The organism is Bacillus sp. FSL K6-2971 (assembly GCF_038006405.1).
GTDB lineage: Bacteria > Bacillota > Bacilli > Bacillales > Bacillaceae > Bacillus > Bacillus pumilus.
The window spans coordinates 481,677-499,082 of sequence record NZ_JBBOVD010000001.1 but is presented as its reverse complement, the minus strand read 5'-3'; the positions used below and the strand labels follow the sequence as shown (position 1 = coordinate 499,082).

The following is a 17,406-nucleotide window of genomic DNA, read 5'->3' as shown; positions in this document are numbered from 1 at the left end:
GCCTTCTGAACCTCCAAAATCAGGAATTTAACTCGTTCATCACGGTGTATCGATTTCAATATTTCCGATGAGCCGGTCTGTGGTATGTGTCACCAATTGACTGCGTTCCAGCATGTTATGGGCGATCACGGAATGAGTGGAAGAAATGGTGCGGACGGCAATCGCTTTTTGAGGAGACAAATTAATGATGTTATTCCGCAACACACGGGCTGAGGCGGATTGATCAATAAAGATCGCCGTCGGCTGTCCGAACGAACGATTTAAATAAAAGCGGTTATCTCCGATTTGTGGTGAACCGTTTTTAATATACATCACGACATATAAAGATGATTCTTCAAAGGAATTGTCTTTGATTTCTAATGGCCCCGTCGTGCTGCTGTATACGGCATAGTTTTGGTAGTGTTTAAAGCGATTATGCCAAATGAAAGCCTTTGCATTTCCAGTGACACTGATCGTATACGAAGACGCAAGCTCTGGGTGTCCCTCTTGAATAAAGTGATTGCCGTTGATTCCAGCTTCTCCATCCTGCACCCAGATCCCTCTGCTGAAATCTTTGAATTGATTTTGCTGGATCAGGATATTCGTTCCTCTCACCATCGCCCCATCGATCACCGAATAAATCGTATTGTTTGAAAAGACGACGCTATCCGATTGATAGATACGCAGTGCTGCGCTTCTTTGCCCTGTATTCGTCCCCGATTCAATATGATTTCCTTCTATTAGAATGCGATTCGCCATATAAACGGACAAAGCCGCATCTTCAAATAGACTGATCTTATTCCCTGTAATGTGAACGCTGTCGCCCCTCACATCAATCCCTTTTTCAAACCCTTCAATCATATTGCCAATAATAATCACATTGTTTTCCGATTGATCAAGAGAGACACCTAAGCTCGTAATTCCTGCTTTTGTTACGCCTCCTCCTACTGCACGGATCAAATTGTTGGCAATGATTGTTTCGGTAGCAAAGCCATAGGAGATGCTACTGTCTGTGTGATTGCCTTCAATGATGACACCATAGCCGTTGAAGTTATAAATGGAGCTGGCGGCACCACCTCTTACAATGTTGTTTCGAATTTGAATATTCAGCGGTTCCTCCATATTAACTGCATTTTCCCCGTAGCCTTCAATATCAATGCCCATTCTTGGCTCGACTCCGTTTACTCCTGCTCTCTCCAGCAAACAGTCCTCCACAATGACCCCATCACAGCCTGTAATCGAGATATTGTTTCGTCTTGAATCTGTGATGTGGCAGCCGGAAATATGAATAGATGAAGCAGGCGAGTACGATTCAGCTTGTGATAATAAGCCGTGGGGACTGACAATCATGCCGTCTCCCGTACAATTCTTGATTTGCACACGATTCACTTCCACATTAGAGGCCCCTTCAATACATATCCCAAAGCCCCACTCATGGGTTTTTCGTTCAGGAGGAAGCGACTTGTATACATGCTCATGACGATCCCCTTCGATACGCCCGCCCCGGATGGTCACATGCTGAACCTTTCCTATATAAAAGGCCGCATACCCCCATGAATCATTTGGTTTTACCTTAATCACGGCATCCGGCGCCATCTCAATGGTCATATGACTTGGCACACGTATACCCGCACCCCGGAAAGGAAAAAATCGATCTCCTCTGTACACTGCATCGATGACATACGTGCCGCTCGGCAGCCAGACGTGAGAATACCCCTGTGCTTTCGTCCATTGTAAGCATTCATTGAGCTTCGCTGTACAGTCCGTTTTCCCATCCGCCACCACACCAAAATCTTGTACATTGACAACAGGCTTTTTTAGATCAGATTCATTCAATTCCCCCAACCTAAACCCCTCCTTTTCACACATGTCCTCTTGTCATCCTATGCATGTGTAAAAGGTTTGCTTGTACAATCCTTCAAATTTTAAATAAATTCTTTCGGTATAACTTTCTGACCATTCTTACTTGAAAGAATTTTTCGTTTTTGAGTCTTCACGCCTATTGAACTAACATTTTCCTGTTTTAGAATAGTTTTATATTGACACAAGAACTATACAAGAATATCATTTTTCTCATATCTCTTTTTTTAAGAAAGGATCTATGCCATGTCTACAATTGACCACGATAAAATTGTTAAAAGTGTTCCTCAAAAAGGGTTTTTTGGACATCCTAAAGGACTTTACACACTGTTTTTCACTGAATTTTGGGAGCGTTTCTCTTATTACGGCATGCGTGCACTGCTTATTTACTATATGTACACAGAGGTGACAAAGGGCGGTCTTGGCTTTGATCAGACGACAGCCAATTCGATCATGTCTGTCTACGGTGCGCTTGTCTATATGTCAGGCATTATTGGCGGATGGCTCGCCGACCGGGTATTCGGTTCGTCCAGTACGGTCTTTTATGGCGGGGTGTTCATTATGCTTGGACATGTCATTTTGGCTTTGCCAAGCGGAGCAACAGCGCTCTTTATTAGTATGGGATTGATTATTATTGGGACAGGTCTTCTAAAGCCGAACGTTTCAAACATTGTTGGCGACCTGTATTCCAAAACAGACCCACGTAGGGATTCTGGCTTTAGTATTTTCTACATGGGGATCAACATGGGCGGTTTTATTGCCCCATTAATTGTCGGAACACTCGGTCAAAAAGTGAACTTCCACCTCGGATTCTCACTTGCTGCCGTTGGGATGCTTGTTGGTCTGATTACATTTGTGATCACGAAAAAACCGAATCTTGGTCTTGCCGGTACTTATGTGACAAATCCGTTATCAGCTACTGAACGCAAGAACTTCAAAATTTTCGGAACATTAATTGCCATTGTGCTCGCTGTTTTTGTCGTCATTGGCATTCAAACAGGCGCTCTTACGATTAATCTATTCACTTGGTTTGTCAGTGTTCTTGGGGTGCTTATTCCGATTGTGTATTTCATCGTCATGTATTTCAGTAAAAAGACGAGCCCAGTGGAGCAATCCAGGGTTCTCGCTTATATTCCATTGTTCCTTGCTGCGGTGATGTTCTGGGCGATTCAAGAACAAGGCTCAAACATTTTAGCCACATATGCAGATCAACGAACAAACTTGAATTTCCTTGGGATGACACTTGCCTCTTCATGGTTCCAATCATTGAACCCAATTTTCATTGTGCTCTTGTCTCCTGTGTTTGCTTGGTTGTGGATTAGACTAGGGAAAAAACAGCCGTCTACCCCGATTAAGTTCTCACTTGGCCTTCTGTTTGCAGGATTATCCTTTATCATCATGATCATTCCTGCCTACATGTCTGGCCCTAATACACTTGTGAGCCCATTATGGCTCGTTCTGAGCTTCTTCCTTGTCGTGATCGGAGAGCTCTGCTTATCACCAGTTGGGCTGTCAGCGACAACAAAGCTTGCACCTGCTGCCTTCTCAGCGCAAACGATGAGCCTTTGGTTCCTTTCAAATGCGATGGCACAGGCGATCAATGCGCAAGTGGTCAAACTGTTTGATAAAGTGCCAGAAACCGTCTATTTCGGTATCATCGGATTGCTTGCCATCGTTTTATGCGGTGTGATGCTATTACTTACACCAGTGATTAAGAAAGCGATGAAAGGCGTTCATTAATAAAAAACTGGACATGAGTACATCATGTCCAGTTTTTTACTTTATTTATGATCAGTCTTCATTTAACCTAAAAAAATGTATTGCGTTTCTAAGTCATTGAATAATATCAATGACTATTTAACAAAAGAACTTAAATCAATCTGTTAATAAAAGTAATATCTTACTGTATTATTAATTCGTTTTCATTGGTACTGTCTCTCATTTATTTCAATGTTAAAATAATTCACGGCATTGTTATAACAAATATCTTTGACTATTTTTCCTATAAATTCGTAATCCCTTGGAAGCTCACCATTTTCTATCCAAGTCCCAAATAAATTACATAAAATTCTTCTGAAATATTCATGGCGAGGGAACGATAAAAAGCTTCTTGAGTCTGTAAGCATACCTACGAAAGTGCTAAGCAAACCTATATTAGATAATGTTTTCATTTGATCTAGCATGCCGTCTTTTTGATCATTAAACCACCACCCGGATCCAAATTGAATTTTTGCTCTGGTATCAGAAGACTGAAAATTCCCTATAGTAGAGGCCACAATAGCATTATGAACGGGATTTAAATTATAGATAATGGTTTTAGGTAAAAGGTTATCTTTGTCTAAGTCATTCAAAAAACCATTTAAATGTCTTGCTAGGTGGAAGTCAGACATAGAGTCGTACCCACTATCTTTTCCCGTTAACTTGAACATTCGTGTGTTATTATTCCTTAAAGCACCTATGTGTAATTGCATGGTCCAATGAAGAGAATGATATTTTTTACTCAGGTGAATAAGAGTGTTTGTTTTAAATTTATTTATATCCTCTTGGGATAGTGTTTTTCCTTGCAGCGCACGTACAAATATAGAAGACACTTCTTGTTCAGTAGCTGGTGAAAATGGAAATATTTCAAAACCATGATCAGAAATTCTGCATCCATTCGCGTGAAAATAATCAATTCGTGAATGTAATGAAGCGATAAAGTTTTCATATGTTAAAACAACGCCGTTGATTGACTCACCTAATTTTTCTATATAATTCACAAAATTTGATTGTTCAATATTTAAAGCATGATCCGGTCTAAATGTAGGTAGGACCCTAGTTGTAATTCCTACATCTTTACGTATGATTTGATGAATTTCTAAAGTATCGATTGGATTATCAGTAGTACATACAACTTTCACATTAAATTTTTCTAAAATTCCATTTGTGGACATGTTACTTTCATTTAATCTCTCATTACAGATATCCCAAACTTTATGTGCATTTTTTTCTGAGAACAACTCATTTATATTGAAATAACGACTTAATTCTAAATGTGACCAATGATAAAGAGGGTTTCCTATTGTATATGGAACAGTTTGGGCCCAAGCTAAGAATTTTTCCTTGTCACTTGCATTCCCCGTGATAAATCTTTCTTCTACGCCTAACCATCGCATAGCCCTCCATTTATAGTGATCTCCATTAAGCCAAATATCAGTCATATTTTCATATTTTTTGTTAATAGCAATGTCATCAGCCATTAAATGCGTATGAAAATCATAGATTGGCATATTTTTCGCGTAATCATGATAAAGAACTTTTGAACTTTCGTGATTAAGCATCATATCTTCGCTTAGGAATGTAGACAATATAGTCACCTCTATACTTATGTTTAGAAAATCTCAATTAAATGAAATAAGGTGTTATTAACAAAAATAACACCTCACTTTTTTAGATCTTACTTAATTCAAACTCCGTATTTACGTAGATTGCGTCTCGTTGTGCAATTAAGCATAGTTCTGCGGCTTTAAAAGTATGTTCTTGAGTCATAGCATTTTCAGTATCGTTTAAACAATCTAAAATAAGTTCACTAAAGTAAGGGAATCCTACTTCTCCATTTAGAGAAAAATGTTGCTCTGTATGTTGATTTACTAAGTATAAATGGTCTCCTATTTTATCCCTTGCTATGTCTACGTATTTGCGAATTTCAATATACCCATCTGTTCCAAGAATGAATGTGCGCCCATCCCCCCAAGTGCTAAGGCCATCAGGAGTCAGCCAGTCTACTCTAAAGTAGTTTGTAGCCCCATTATCAGCAATCAAAGTAGCATCGCCGAAGTCTTCCAATTCTGGATATTGATGATGTTTGTAATTGCCCACTTTACTATGTACAACTTTTGCATCTTTTGCGCCAGAATAGTAAAGGAATTGTTCAATTTGGTGACTACCAATATCACATAGAATACCTCCGTAATACTCCTTTTCAAAAAACCAGCTTGGTCTGCTTTCTACATTACTACGATGTGGGCCAGTTCCAAGAACTTGTACCACTTTTCCAATTGCTCCTTGTTCAATCAATTGACCAGCAAATACGGCACTCTCCACGTGCAAACGTTCACTATAATAAACAGCCCATTTAAGCCCCGTTTCAGCTGTTTTTTTGCGAGCAAGCTCCAATTGTTCTAACGTTGTAAATGGTGATTTATCCGTAAAGTAATGCTTACCACGATCTAAAACACGCAGTCCTAAATCACAGCGTTTAGATGTAATGGCTGCGCCTGCCACGAGCCTTACATCTGGATCTTCGAGAATTTCTTTCTCACTTTTGGCTACCTGTACCTCCGGATATGCTTTACAAAATTCTTGTACTTTTTTCTGATCATTATCATAAACCCATTTTAATGTAGCCCCAGCCTCGGTTAATCCATTGCACATTGCATAGATGTGTCCATGATCAAGACCTATAGCTGCTATTACGAATTGTCCTTCTGTAACGACAGGGGCACTTTTTCCCTTAGGAGCATAATTCATTCCATCACTTTTCTGCATGATTGTTCCTCCTCTAGCTAGCTTCCAGTTTATTTTTAATAATTTAATAACGTTAGACTCATAGTTTCTCGTAATTTCCTCCAACGGTTATCGTATCGTCTGAAAAATTTTCTACACTGCTTTGTTTTTCATAAAAATGCTTAACGTTCGCGAGCATGCCTTCACGTGTGTAAAAAGGATCGTCTGCTAAAAGTGGAAGCTTCACATTAACACCTAGGTTTTCAGATTTATAGATGGCTGTAATAAGTTCTAGTGTATTTCTTCCTTCTGTTCCATCAATCAGAAGCTTCTGGTTACCCTTGATAGCCATTAAAAAATTATTTATTTGTCCTTTATGCCCTTCAAATAGTAATTCCGGATATTGATTAAAAGCTTCCTGAATACGATTTTCTAAATCCTCATCATTTTTCTCTTGAGGAAACCCATTTTCTTTAGCTATTTGAGCATTTACTTTCCACGGGACAGATACTCTAGCTTTTTCACCTTGAAAAATCAGTTGTTGTTCTTCTCCATGATGGACAACAGAACTGGTTACTTGTGCTAAGCTACCATTTCCATAGCGAAGTACAGCAATAGAAAGGTCTTCAACCTCTGCATTATCATGCAGGGTATTACTAGTTGCTGCAAAAATGTCAGTCGGCAATCCTAACATCCATTGCAACATATCAATATGATGGACAGCATGATTAAGTGTACAACCTCCACCTTCTTTTTCCCATGTACCGCGCCACCATAAATCATAATAACTATGACCACGCCACCAAAAAGAATCCACTTGAGTATGAGCGATTTTTCCAATTAGGTTTTGATCAAGGACATGTTTTAATCTCATAATGGGAGTCATAAACCTGTTTTGAGCAACAACGGATAAAAGCTTCTGGCTTTCAATAGATGCTTTTATCATTTCGTCACATTCTTTTAGAGAAGAAGCCATAGGTTTTTCTACTAAGACATGTTTGCCTGCTTTAAGAAAATCGATAGCAATGGTTGCGTGCATATAAGGAGGTGTACAAATGGAAACGGCATCAATAGTAGGATCATTCAATAACTCTTGGTAGTTAGCGACAACTCGTGCTTCTAGGTTATATTTTGTTGCTGCAGACATTGCTTTTTCAGGATAAATATCAGCTAAAGCTACAATTTTACTGACTTCATGCATTGCAAGATAAGCCTCAATATGGGCAGTTGCAATAGATCCAGTTCCTATAATTGCGATGTTGGACATATCAATCTTTCCCTTCTGCAAGAAGATAAATTTTCACTTCTAATAATGAGATAGCGCTTTCAAAAAACTTAATGATTCACCTAACTGATAGATCAGAGTACCGTTCGTTTTATTAATATTCTAGTTATACTAGTATGGTAGATCAAAAACATTATAACTCAATCTTTTTGAATTTTGTATAGTTTTTTGAATTTTCTTTTTAATCTCCCACACTTTTATTATTGATCATGGCTTACATAGTTGGAATCATCAAGAGTTATAAATACTCACAGGACAAATAATCAGAAAAATTAAATTAGTGTCTACCATTCTAATGCACTTGTATGGTAGTATGTTAGAGAAAGGAGATTAGAATAATGAATATCGATTTTAAAAACCAAAACCTCTCTACGAGGGAACAAGTTTACAATATGCTAAAAGATCAAATATTAAGCCTGAAGCTTCCACCTGGGACAAATATTTCTGAAAAAGAAATATCCGTTCAATTTAATGTTAGTCGAACTCCTGTAAGAGAAAGCTTTTTAAAATTATCTCAAGAAGGATTATTAAGTATCTATCCTCAACGAGGTACATTTGTTTCTTTAATTGATTTGAACCTTGTGGAGGAAGCACGGTTTATGCGAGAACATCTCGAGAAGGCAGTAATTAGACTAGCCTGCCAGGAACCTTCTGAAGAGTTGATTATTGATTTAGATATGAATTTAAGTATGCAAAAAATTTGCGTTAAGAAAAAAGACTATAAAAAAATGTTTGAATTAGATGAGGAGTTTCATAGAACTATTTTCAAACGGTGTAAAAAAGAAAAAACATGGTTAGTTATTCAACAGATGAATGTACACTTTAATAGGAGTCGCATGTTAAGACTAGTAACAGATTATAATTGGGATAATATTTTTTCTCAACATGTAAATATCTTCAAAGCTATACAAGATCAAGATGCTGATAAAGCTGAAAAAATCATGGAAGAGCATTTGAAAATTGCACTTGTTGATAAAGAATTATTGAAGAAAGAATATCCAAATTATTTTAAATAAAAATAGGTTGTTACTTATATTTTTAGGGGTGATGGTAGATGAGGATGACATTTAGATGGTTTGGAGAAGGAAACGACACTATAACACTGGAACAAATAAACCAGATTCCAGGAGTGGAAGGAATTGTTTGGGCACTGCATGATGTGCCCGCAGGAGAAGAGTGGCCAATAGAAAGAATTGTAGAAATGAAAAAATTAGCTGATAAACATAACCTTCATATTGAAGTGGTTGAAAGCGTGAATGTTCATGAAGACATTAAGCTCGGACTTCCAACTAGAGATCGATACATAGAAAATTATAAGAAAACAATTCAGAAGCTAGCAAAGGTGGGTGTTAAAGTCATATGTTATAACTTTATGCCTGTATTTGATTGGATCCGTACAGACTTAAATAAAACACTTCCTGATGGCTCTACAGCTCTATTTTATGAACATAGTCGAATTAAAGATATTGATCCGAAAGACTTAGTAAATAAAATTAGTGAGAACTCCAGTTTAACCATGCCAGGTTGGGAACCAGAGCGGTTAAATCACCTCCACCAACTTTTTGAAGCCTACAAAAATATAACAGAAGATGATTTATGGGCCAACTTGAAATATTTTTTAGATCAGGTTATTCCAATTGCAGAACTTCATGATATTAAAATGGCTATTCATCCTGACGATCCACCTTGGCCTGTCTTTGGTCTACCGCGAATAGTAACTAACCAAAAAAACATCAGAAAAATTTTACAACTAAATAGTAGCCAATATCATTGTATAACGCTCTGTACAGGATCTTTAGGAGCAAACTTAGAAAATGATTTAGTTTCTATGATTCACGAATTTATTGATAGGATACCATTTACTCATATAAGAAATGTACGTGTATATGATAACGGGGACTTTGTTGAAACATCGCATCGATCAAAAGATGGATCAGTAGATGTTTCAGCCATTATACATGCTTATTATGAAAGCGGATTCAAAGGTTATTGTAGACCCGATCATGGAAGACACATTTGGGGTGAACAATGTAGGCCTGGATATGGTCTTTATGATAGAGCACTTGGAATTATGTATTTGTGGGGAGCTTGGGATGCATTAAAAAATAAACATTCTGTACTAAAAGAAGCAAAGGAGGAAGCTACATGGTAAACATACAAGAAAATAAAAATTTAGCTGGTAAAGTAGCTGCCATAACAGGAGGAAGTGGAGTACTTTGCAGCGCCATGGCAAAGGAACTTGCTAGACATGGCGTGTCTGTGGCTATTTTAAATAGAACAGTCGAAAAGGGTGAAAAGGTAGCCGAAGAAATTAACCTTATGGGCGGGAAAGCGATTGCGATTAAATGTGATGTTCTGAATAAAGATAGTGTTGAACAAGCCGAGAAGATTGTAACAGAGGAATTAGGCATGTGTACAATATTGATAAATGGAGCTGGTGGTAACCACTCCAGTGCAAATACAACCAACGAAATATTTCAAACAGAAGACCTTACTAATCCTAAGATAAATACTTTTTTTCATTTAAGTACAGATAGTGTGCAAAATGTATTTGATTTAAATTTTATGGGGACTTTCATTCCTACACAAATTTTCACTAAAAATATGGTTCATCAAAAGGGAGCAGTTGTCATCAACATGTCATCTATGAGTGCCCCTTCTCCAATGACCAAAGTGCCTGCTTATAGCGCGGCAAAAGCAGCAATTGAAAATTTCACCAAATGGTTAGCTGTTCATATGGCTGAGGCAGGAATTAGAGTAAATGCTATTGCACCGGGCTTCTTTTTAACCTCACAAAATAAAAACCTTCTCTTAAATGAAGAAGGAGATTATACAGAGAGGTCTCATAAGATTATTTCGAACACACCAATGAGAAGGTTTGGTACGCCAGAAGATCTTCTTGGTACCCTATTATGGCTTGTTGATGATCATATGTCAGCATTTGTTACCGGAGTGACAATTCCTGTTGATGGAGGTTTTATGGCGTATTCAGGTGTTTAATATTTTTATTTTTTTCCTTGTCATACATCTTTATTTTATATATTTTTTTAAATTTATAAGTAGGCTTGGAAAGGAGAAATAAGAATGCAGACTGAGAACAGGAAACTAACACTCAAAAATTATATTGGTTATGGAACAATGGATTTATTTGGAGGGGGAGCATTCGCTATAATAGGCGCATGGATGTTATATTTTTTCATTACATACTGTGGTCTTACCCCTGTTGAAGCAGGATCTATTATTGCAATTGCTCGTATTATTGATGCTATAGCAAGCCCAATTATGGGCCATATCACTGACAATTTTGGTCGTACAAAACTTGGGAAAAAATTTGGAAGACGCAGGTTCTTTTTACTAGTTGGAAGCCCTTTGATGGTTATTTATTCTCTTCTTTGGATTTCTGATATGAATTACTGGTACTATTTAACGGTTTATATTTTGTTAGAATTCCTTGCAGCAATGGTATTAATTCCATTTGAAACACTTGGAGCTGAAATGACTAATGATTTTAATGCACGGACCAAGCTCTCAACAATAAGATTAATCTATTCAGGACTAGGAACATTTTTAGCTACCTTTATTCCAGGCAGATTATTCGAAATATTCGGAAAAGATTCACCTCAAGTTTTTCTTTACAATGGGATTATCTTCACCTTTATTTTTATGGCTGCATTATTAATTACACATAGAACAACATGGGAACGTAAAATAGAAGAAGACATTATAGAACCTTATGGTGTAGAAAAAGTACCTGCTATAGAATCCATAAAAAAATTCATCATTGACTTAACATCTACTTTTAGAATTAGAAGTTTCCGTCAGCACATCACTATGTATATTTGTTCGTTTACTGCCATGGATATTTTAAACGCTGTCTTTGTCTACTTTATTGTGTTTTCTTTAAATAAAGATGCAGTGTTGGCATCAGATTTGTTATCTATTGGTTAATTACTTCAAATGTTATGTACATTATTGTTTGGTTGGCTCGTGATTAAAATAGGTCCTGCGCCATCTTTGAAAATATCTTATATTGCTATTATTACATGTATAAGCGGTTATATATTTTTATACTTCACACAACCAACTTTTATGATTATAGCGCTATATGCTTTCTCTGTTATCTTAGGCATCGGAAAGAGTGGATTATATTATATACCATGGAATATTTACACTTTCATTCCTGATGTAGATGAAATGGTAACTCGTAAAAGAAGAGAAGGAATATTTGCAGGTATCATGACTTTTACACGCAAGAGTACTACAGCTTTAGCCACATTCTTGGTAGGAGTTATTTTACAGGAAAGTGGATTCGTTGCAAGCGCGACGACACAGTCTACTACAGCAATAAATGGGATTGTAGGTATTCTGTTTTTCGGAACTGTAGGGCTAGTCGGTATTAGTTTAGTTATTTCATTTAAATTTAAATTATCTAAGAAAACTCATTCCATTATGATTAATGAAATTAATAGGTTAAAGAATAATGGTTCAATGGAACAGGCTGATGATGAAACAAGAAGTGTTTTGAAAGCGCTAACAGGATGGGATTACGAGAACCTTTGGGGTAATAATAACGTAGGATATCAGAATAAGCTCCAAAATTTTGAACAACAAGATTTTAAACAGCAGGATATGAACTAACTTTTGTTGTTAGTTGAGAACTGCAGCTCAGTTAAATAGTACTTCTATTGATATGAGCAGTTCCAGAATCACTTCAAGAAAAAAACACCTTCAGATTTATATCAGAGGTGTTTTTAAATATCTTAAATTTAGTGTTTTTTGATCTTAAAACCGGATCTCATCATCTCCATGAATTTGCAGCTTAAGCGGTTCACTTTTCGCTTGATGCTTTTTCACATAGCGGTGATAGACGACATACCCAATGATCATGAGAGGGACGCCGACATATAATCCGATGCGCTGCTCCTGATCAAAGGCAAGGCTGATCAACACAACGGTGTTGAGAGTAATCGCAATAATCGGCAGCACCGGATAGAGAGGGGTTTTAAATTTTAAGTTTTCCAACTTTCCGCCTGCTTTAAGATATCTTCTGCGGAAAAGCATCTGTGATAATGTAATGGTGATCCAGCCAGTCTGGGCACTCATGCCGGCAATGGACACGATCCAGGCAAAAACTGTTTTCTCTGCAAAGAAACCGGATAATAGCGAAATCCCTGTAAACAGGAATGTGAGCAGTAAGGCATTCATCGGAATACCGCGCTGATTCACGCGTCTAAATGCTTTTCCTGCCATTCCTTCTTTCGATAAGGAATAGAGCATTCTCGTCGATGCATACAAGCCAGAGTTGGCAACAGATAATAAAGCGATGATAATGACAAAGTTCATGATATCTGCCGCAAAAGGAATGCCCGTTCTCTCAAATACAGTAACAAACGGACTTTGCAGCACACTCGCTTCCTTCCAAGGCACCATACCTGCTAAGACAAAGATAGATAATACGAAAAAGACGAGTGTACGCCAAACAGTTTGATGAATGGAGCGAGGAACGGTTTTCTCAGGGTTTTCACTTTCTCCTGCCGCAATCCCGATCAGCTCTGTTCCTTGGAATGAAAAGTTCACGGTAATCATCGTGACCACAACGGCGAGCAATCCATTTGGAAACAGCCCATCACTCACAAAATGACTGAAGTAAGGAGCAGGTTCACCGCTCGTTGTTTCAATAAAACCAAACATCGCCGCTCCGCCTACACCTATAAAGAGTAAAATCGCAATGATCTTAATGGTTGAAAAGAAAAACTCCGACTCCCCGAACGCTTTCGCCGACCGGGCATTTAATAAGAAAAGACACAGTCCAAATATGAGACACCAAATCCACACATCCACTTGCGGGAGCCAGCGCCTCATCAGCTGTCCTGCTGATAAAAATTCAAGGGCGACCGTTGCTGCCCAGCCAAGCCAATAAATCCAGCCGACCGCAAAACCCGATGCAGGGCTGACAAATTTCGTCGCATACGTATGAAACGACCCGGACACAGGAAGTGCAACCGACAGCTCTCCAAGACACAGCATGGTTAAATACATAATCAATCCGCCCACAATATAAGAAAGAACGGCTCCAACTGGCCCTGCTTGTCCAATCGTATAGCCCGTTCCCAAGAAAAAGCCTGTCCCAATGACACCGCCAAGTGAAATCATAAATAAATGACGGGAGGTCATCGCCCTTTTCAATTGCTCGGGCTGATTTTGTCCAACATCCACAATGATGCCCTCCTTCTTCTAAGATGATAACTTATCAAAACATGTCTCCATGTGATTCATTCCATTTTCAAAACAACCTACTAATTATACATCTTTTATAATAAATATGCTTCCTTCTATAGTCACTGTCTCAAAGTCTTTATTTTAATAATGTTCGCACAAATAAAAGATGAAAGGCTTTGTAGACGTGAGAGGTTTGAAAGAAACGGGTTGCGGGCATAAAGTTGGTGAGATTCGCTCAAGCTAGTTTCAAATGCTTTACTTTTAGGTTGCTTCTCTGTAAGATCATATGTTGTAAATACCAACAAGAAAAGTGGGGAATAAAATGAAAAAAATGTTCTTTGCCATTATGTTAGGCGCTTGTGTTGCATTGATCACGGCATGTGGATCTGGTGCAAGCGACAACGCGAATAAACAATCTGGGTCTAAGGAATCAGGTGACCTTTGGAAATCCATTCAGGATAAAGGTGTTCTGACGATCGGAACAGAGGGTACTTATGCTCCTTTCACATTCCATGACAAAAAGACAGATAAATTAACTGGCTACGATGTCGAAGTCATCACAGAAGTAGCAAAACGTCTTGACTTAAAACCCGAATTCAAAGAAACACAATGGGACAGCATGTTTGCTGGACTGAATTCAAAACGTTTTGACGTGGTAGCGAACCAAGTTGGTAAAACTGGACGTGAAAATCAATACGAGTTCTCTGATAAATACACAACGTCTCAAGCCATTGTTGTGACAAAATCAGATAACAACGACATCAAGAAACTATCTGATGTAAAAGGCAAAAAAGCAGCACAATCATTAACAAGTAACTACAATAAACTAGCTACAGATGCTGGCGCTAAAATTGAAGGCGTTGAAGGTCTTGCACAATCGATTCAATTGATTCAGCAAGGACGTGCTGATCTGACGTTCAATGACAAGCTGGCTGTATTGAATTACTTGAAAACAAGCGGGAACAAAAACCTAAAAGTTGCATTTGAAACAGGAGATCCTCAAGAAACTTACTTTGCATTCAGAAAAGGCAGCGGCGAAGTCGTTGACAAAGTGAATGGCGCATTAAAAGAAATGAAAAAAGACGGTACACTTGCTAAGATTTCTAAGAAATGGTTTAAATGGTTTGGTGAAGATGTTACAAAGTAGTACCCTAGGAGTCGTCATTCCTTGGGATCTTCTTCAGCAATCTTTTTGGCCAATGGTGATGCAGGGGATTTATTATACAATCCCCCTCGCCATCATTGCCTTTATTATTGGTATTTTTATCGCGCTTGTGACAGCTCTTGCTAGAATGTCTAAAATCAAAGCCCTCAGATGGATTTTTTCCATCTATGTGTCGGCCGTTCGTGGAACGCCGCTTTTTGTGCAATTGTTTATTATTTTCTATTTCTTTCCGACATTTAATATCACACTGGATCCATATCCAAGTGCCATTATCGCTTTTTCATTAAACGTAGGTGCGTATGCGTCTGAAATTATCCGTGCATCCGTCCTATCTGTTCCTAAAGGACAATGGGAAGCTGGTTATTCAATTGGGATGACGCATCGTAAAACGCTTGTCCGCGTGATTTTACCGCAGGCAGTACGTGTTTCGATTCCGCCGCTATCTAATTCATTCATTAGTTTGGTGAAGGATACATCTCTTGCCTCCCAAATCCTCGTAGCAGAGCTTTTCCGTAAGTCTCAGGAAATTGCTGCGGCGAACTTAGATCAGATCTTGTTCATTTATATGGAAGCAGCCCTAATCTATTGGGTATTCTGCTTCATTCTATCGCTCGTTCAGCACCAAATTGAAAAACGACTTGATCGATATGTCGCAAGGTAAGGAGGAAACGACATGCTAACAGTCAAAGGCTTAAAGAAATCCTTCGGTGAAAATGAGATTTTAAAGTCAATAGATTTTACGATCAACAAAGGGCAGGTTATCGCCATCCTTGGCCCATCAGGTTCAGGAAAAACAACGATGCTTCGCTGTTTAAATGCACTTGAAACACCAAATGGCGGCTCCTTAACCTTCGATGATTTCTCGATTGATTTTTCGAAAAAGAATAAATCAGCTGATCTGCTAAAGCTACGCCGGAAATCGGGAATGGTGTTTCAAGATTATCACCTGTTTCCACACCGCACTGTGCTTGAAAATGTGATGGAAGGTCCTGTCCAAGTGCAGCGCCGTCCAAAGGAAACAGTTCGAAAAGAAGCCATCCAGCTCTTGCAAAAGGTCGGTCTGGAAGATAAAAAGGATCTGTATCCATTCCAGCTTTCAGGCGGCCAAAAGCAGCGTGTCGGGATTGCCCGTGCACTTGCCATTCAGCCAGAGCTCATGCTTTTTGATGAGCCCACCTCTGCACTTGACCCTGAGCTTGTCGGGGAAGTCTTAAAGGTCATGAAGGATTTAGCGAAAGAAGGCTGGACGATGGCAGTTGTCACACATGAAATCAAGTTTGCCCAAGAAGTGGCGGACGAAGTGATTTTTATTGATGGCGGCGTCATCGTCGAACAAGGTCCTCCCGAAGAAATCTTCAAACGACCGAAGGAAGAACGAACAAAACAATTCTTAAACCGGATTTTGAATCCAGTATGATGAAAAAAGGCTGTTCTCACGTGATGAGAACAGCCTTTTTTCATATTTCTTTTTGCAGACGAAGCGCCAGTAAATCTTGCAAGAGCAATCTCGCTCCCTCTGGACTGATAACGACTCCACCCGATAGCACTTTGTTGGAGCCTGTTACTTCCCCTGTGACGACACAAGGTTTGTCCTGCCAATACGGCTTCATGACAATTTGGTCTTCTTCTCGATAAATCTCCATAAAATCGCGAGGATGAATTTTCAACCGTTTTCTTATATCTGTCGGAAGAACAATTCTTCCAAAGTTATCTATATATCTTACATAGTCTTGATTTAACAAATTGACCCCCTCCTGCATCTCTATAGATATAGGCGATTCCCTTTTTATCAAGGAATGAAGCGCTCTAATCGGTTAGTGAAAGGATAAGTTGCAGGCTGATCCAGTGGCTAAACACGCTTCCCATATATGATATATCTGTTTGGTGCAGGACCAATGAAAGAAAAAGGATAACATGTGGTGAGGATAAGTTCTTCCTTTTCCTTTTGCAATGTAATAATACTTTGATCATCTTTTTTTACAATCTTTGTTTTCTCAATTTCATAGGTAAAGCGTCCATATGAAACTTCAATGACGAGTTGATCCCCTTTCACCAGTTCTCCTGTTCGTCTAAACACAGTATCACGATGCCCAGATAAAACGATTTGTCCTTGTTCATTAGGTAAATAGCTTTCGTGATAATGACCAACGCCCTTTGCTAAATCCTCCGCTTCTGTTCCTTCTACAATTGGTAACTCAGCATTTAACTTTGGAATGTGCAAGAGCCCAATGGTTTCACCAGCCTTCGGGACAAAAGGGGAATCTGTTTGCCCCTTTTGCTGGATGGCTGCTTGTGCAGACTGGAAAGATTGATCTACTTGCCTTTGCCCATCAACAATCCTCATATATCCTATAATCACAAGACAAATACCTGCTGAAATCAATAGCGTTGAGATGATTTTTTGAAACATGAA

Annotated in this window: 14 protein-coding genes and 1 pseudogene; 8 read left to right on the top strand and 7 right to left on the bottom strand. The window is 38.6% G+C overall.

Features of this window, described 5'->3' with window-relative positions; all coding sequences use genetic code 11:
* Positions 1–39: 39 nt before the first annotated feature.
* A complete protein-coding gene (locus tag MHI33_RS02495; RefSeq protein ID WP_340908852.1) occupies positions 40–1,824 on the bottom strand; it encodes a right-handed parallel beta-helix repeat-containing protein in 1,785 nt (594 codons plus the stop codon).
* A 261-nt stretch (positions 1,825–2,085) separates the two neighbouring features.
* Between MHI33_RS02495 and MHI33_RS02490 the strand changes: the two genes are divergently transcribed.
* Positions 2,086–3,579 (top strand): peptide MFS transporter, encoded by a 1,494-nt coding sequence (locus MHI33_RS02490; RefSeq protein ID WP_106029603.1) that lies wholly within the window; start codon positions 2,086–2,088, stop codon positions 3,577–3,579.
* 182 nt (positions 3,580–3,761) lie between these two features.
* On the opposite strand, the gene uxaC is transcribed toward MHI33_RS02490, so the two are convergent.
* From uxaC to MHI33_RS02475, 3 genes are all read right to left on the bottom strand, one after another.
* Positions 3,762–5,186: a glucuronate isomerase gene (gene uxaC / locus MHI33_RS02485; RefSeq protein ID WP_340908848.1), complete on the bottom strand. Its 1,425-nt coding sequence runs from the start codon at positions 5,184–5,186 to the stop codon at positions 3,762–3,764.
* A gap of 82 nt (positions 5,187–5,268) precedes the next feature.
* Positions 5,269–6,366, bottom strand: coding sequence for a Gfo/Idh/MocA family protein (locus MHI33_RS02480; RefSeq protein WP_106066484.1), 1,098 nt, complete (start codon positions 6,364–6,366; stop codon positions 5,269–5,271).
* A gap of 58 nt (positions 6,367–6,424) precedes the next feature.
* Positions 6,425–7,591, bottom strand: coding sequence for a Gfo/Idh/MocA family protein (locus tag MHI33_RS02475; RefSeq protein ID WP_217012728.1), 1,167 nt, complete (start codon positions 7,589–7,591; stop codon positions 6,425–6,427).
* A gap of 356 nt (positions 7,592–7,947) precedes the next feature.
* Between MHI33_RS02475 and MHI33_RS02470 the strand changes: the two genes are divergently transcribed.
* The 4 genes and pseudogenes from MHI33_RS02470 to MHI33_RS02455 all read left to right on the top strand — a co-directional run bounded on the left by MHI33_RS02470 (position 7,948) and on the right by MHI33_RS02455 (position 12,247).
* Complete coding sequence (locus tag MHI33_RS02470) at positions 7,948–8,625, top strand: GntR family transcriptional regulator (RefSeq protein ID WP_113386708.1); 678 nt, start codon at positions 7,948–7,950, stop codon at positions 8,623–8,625.
* 38 nt (positions 8,626–8,663) lie between these two features.
* Positions 8,664–9,761, top strand: a complete 1,098-nt coding sequence (uxuA, locus tag MHI33_RS02465; protein WP_106066487.1) for a mannonate dehydratase — start codon at positions 8,664–8,666, stop codon at positions 9,759–9,761.
* Positions 9,755–10,609: an SDR family oxidoreductase gene (locus MHI33_RS02460; protein WP_106066488.1), complete on the top strand. Its 855-nt coding sequence runs from the start codon at positions 9,755–9,757 to the stop codon at positions 10,607–10,609. The genes uxuA and MHI33_RS02460 overlap by 7 nt, the downstream gene beginning before the upstream one ends.
* Before the next feature lie 84 nt (positions 10,610–10,693).
* Positions 10,694–12,247 (top strand): annotated as a pseudogene (locus tag MHI33_RS02455) (MFS transporter).
* Positions 12,248–12,391: 144 nt separating this feature from the next.
* Here MHI33_RS02455 and MHI33_RS02450 read toward each other — a convergent pair.
* On the bottom strand, positions 12,392–13,825 hold the full coding sequence (locus tag MHI33_RS02450; RefSeq protein ID WP_411814166.1) for an amino acid permease: 1,434 nt from the start codon (positions 13,823–13,825) through the stop codon (positions 12,392–12,394).
* Positions 13,826–14,150: 325 nt separating this feature from the next.
* Here MHI33_RS02450 and tcyA point away from each other — a divergent pair, with 325 nt between their 5' ends.
* The 3 genes from tcyA to MHI33_RS02435 are packed head-to-tail and all read left to right on the top strand — an operon-like array spanning position 14,151 to position 16,410.
* A complete protein-coding gene (gene tcyA / locus MHI33_RS02445; protein ID WP_340908836.1) occupies positions 14,151–14,975 on the top strand; it encodes a cystine ABC transporter substrate-binding lipoprotein TcyA in 825 nt (274 codons plus the stop codon).
* Entirely contained in the window at positions 14,962–15,654 is a 693-nt protein-coding gene (locus tag MHI33_RS02440; protein WP_217012765.1) for an amino acid ABC transporter permease, read from the top strand. The genes tcyA and MHI33_RS02440 overlap by 14 nt, the downstream gene beginning before the upstream one ends.
* A 12-nt stretch (positions 15,655–15,666) precedes the next feature.
* Complete coding sequence (locus MHI33_RS02435; protein WP_034325164.1) at positions 15,667–16,410, top strand: amino acid ABC transporter ATP-binding protein; 744 nt, start codon at positions 15,667–15,669, stop codon at positions 16,408–16,410.
* 40 nt (positions 16,411–16,450) lie between these two features.
* Here MHI33_RS02435 and MHI33_RS02430 read toward each other — a convergent pair whose 3' ends face one another.
* Entirely contained in the window at positions 16,451–16,735 is a 285-nt protein-coding gene (locus tag MHI33_RS02430) for an AbrB/MazE/SpoVT family DNA-binding domain-containing protein (RefSeq protein WP_052465526.1), read from the bottom strand.
* A gap of 107 nt (positions 16,736–16,842) precedes the next feature.
* On the bottom strand, positions 16,843–17,403 hold the full coding sequence (locus MHI33_RS02425; protein WP_340913760.1) for a class D sortase: 561 nt from the start codon (positions 17,401–17,403) through the stop codon (positions 16,843–16,845).
* Between the last annotated feature and the right edge of the window lie 3 nt (positions 17,404–17,406).

What these genes read in the sequence shown, in the direction of transcription:
- MHI33_RS02440 (WP_217012765.1), top strand. Translation starts at nt 14,962, where the DNA reads ATGTTACAAAGTAGTACCCTAGGAGTCGTCATTCCTTGGGATCTTCTT.
- MHI33_RS02460 (WP_106066488.1), top strand. Translation starts at nt 9,755, where the DNA reads ATGGTAAACATACAAGAAAATAAAAATTTAGCTGGTAAAGTAGCTGCC.
- MHI33_RS02470 (WP_113386708.1), top strand. Translation starts at nt 7,948, where the DNA reads ATGAATATCGATTTTAAAAACCAAAACCTCTCTACGAGGGAACAAGTT.
- MHI33_RS02480 (WP_106066484.1), bottom strand. Translation starts at nt 6,366, where the DNA reads ATGCAGAAAAGTGATGGAATGAATTATGCTCCTAAGGGAAAAAGTGCC.
- MHI33_RS02425 (WP_340913760.1), bottom strand. Translation starts at nt 17,403, where the DNA reads ATGTTTCAAAAAATCATCTCAACGCTATTGATTTCAGCAGGTATTTGT.
- MHI33_RS02475 (WP_217012728.1), bottom strand. Translation starts at nt 7,591, where the DNA reads ATGTCCAACATCGCAATTATAGGAACTGGATCTATTGCAACTGCCCAT.
- tcyA (WP_340908836.1), top strand. Translation starts at nt 14,151, where the DNA reads ATGAAAAAAATGTTCTTTGCCATTATGTTAGGCGCTTGTGTTGCATTG.
- MHI33_RS02435 (WP_034325164.1), top strand. Translation starts at nt 15,667, where the DNA reads ATGCTAACAGTCAAAGGCTTAAAGAAATCCTTCGGTGAAAATGAGATT.
- uxuA (WP_106066487.1), top strand. Translation starts at nt 8,664, where the DNA reads ATGAGGATGACATTTAGATGGTTTGGAGAAGGAAACGACACTATAACA.
- MHI33_RS02490 (WP_106029603.1), top strand. Translation starts at nt 2,086, where the DNA reads ATGTCTACAATTGACCACGATAAAATTGTTAAAAGTGTTCCTCAAAAA.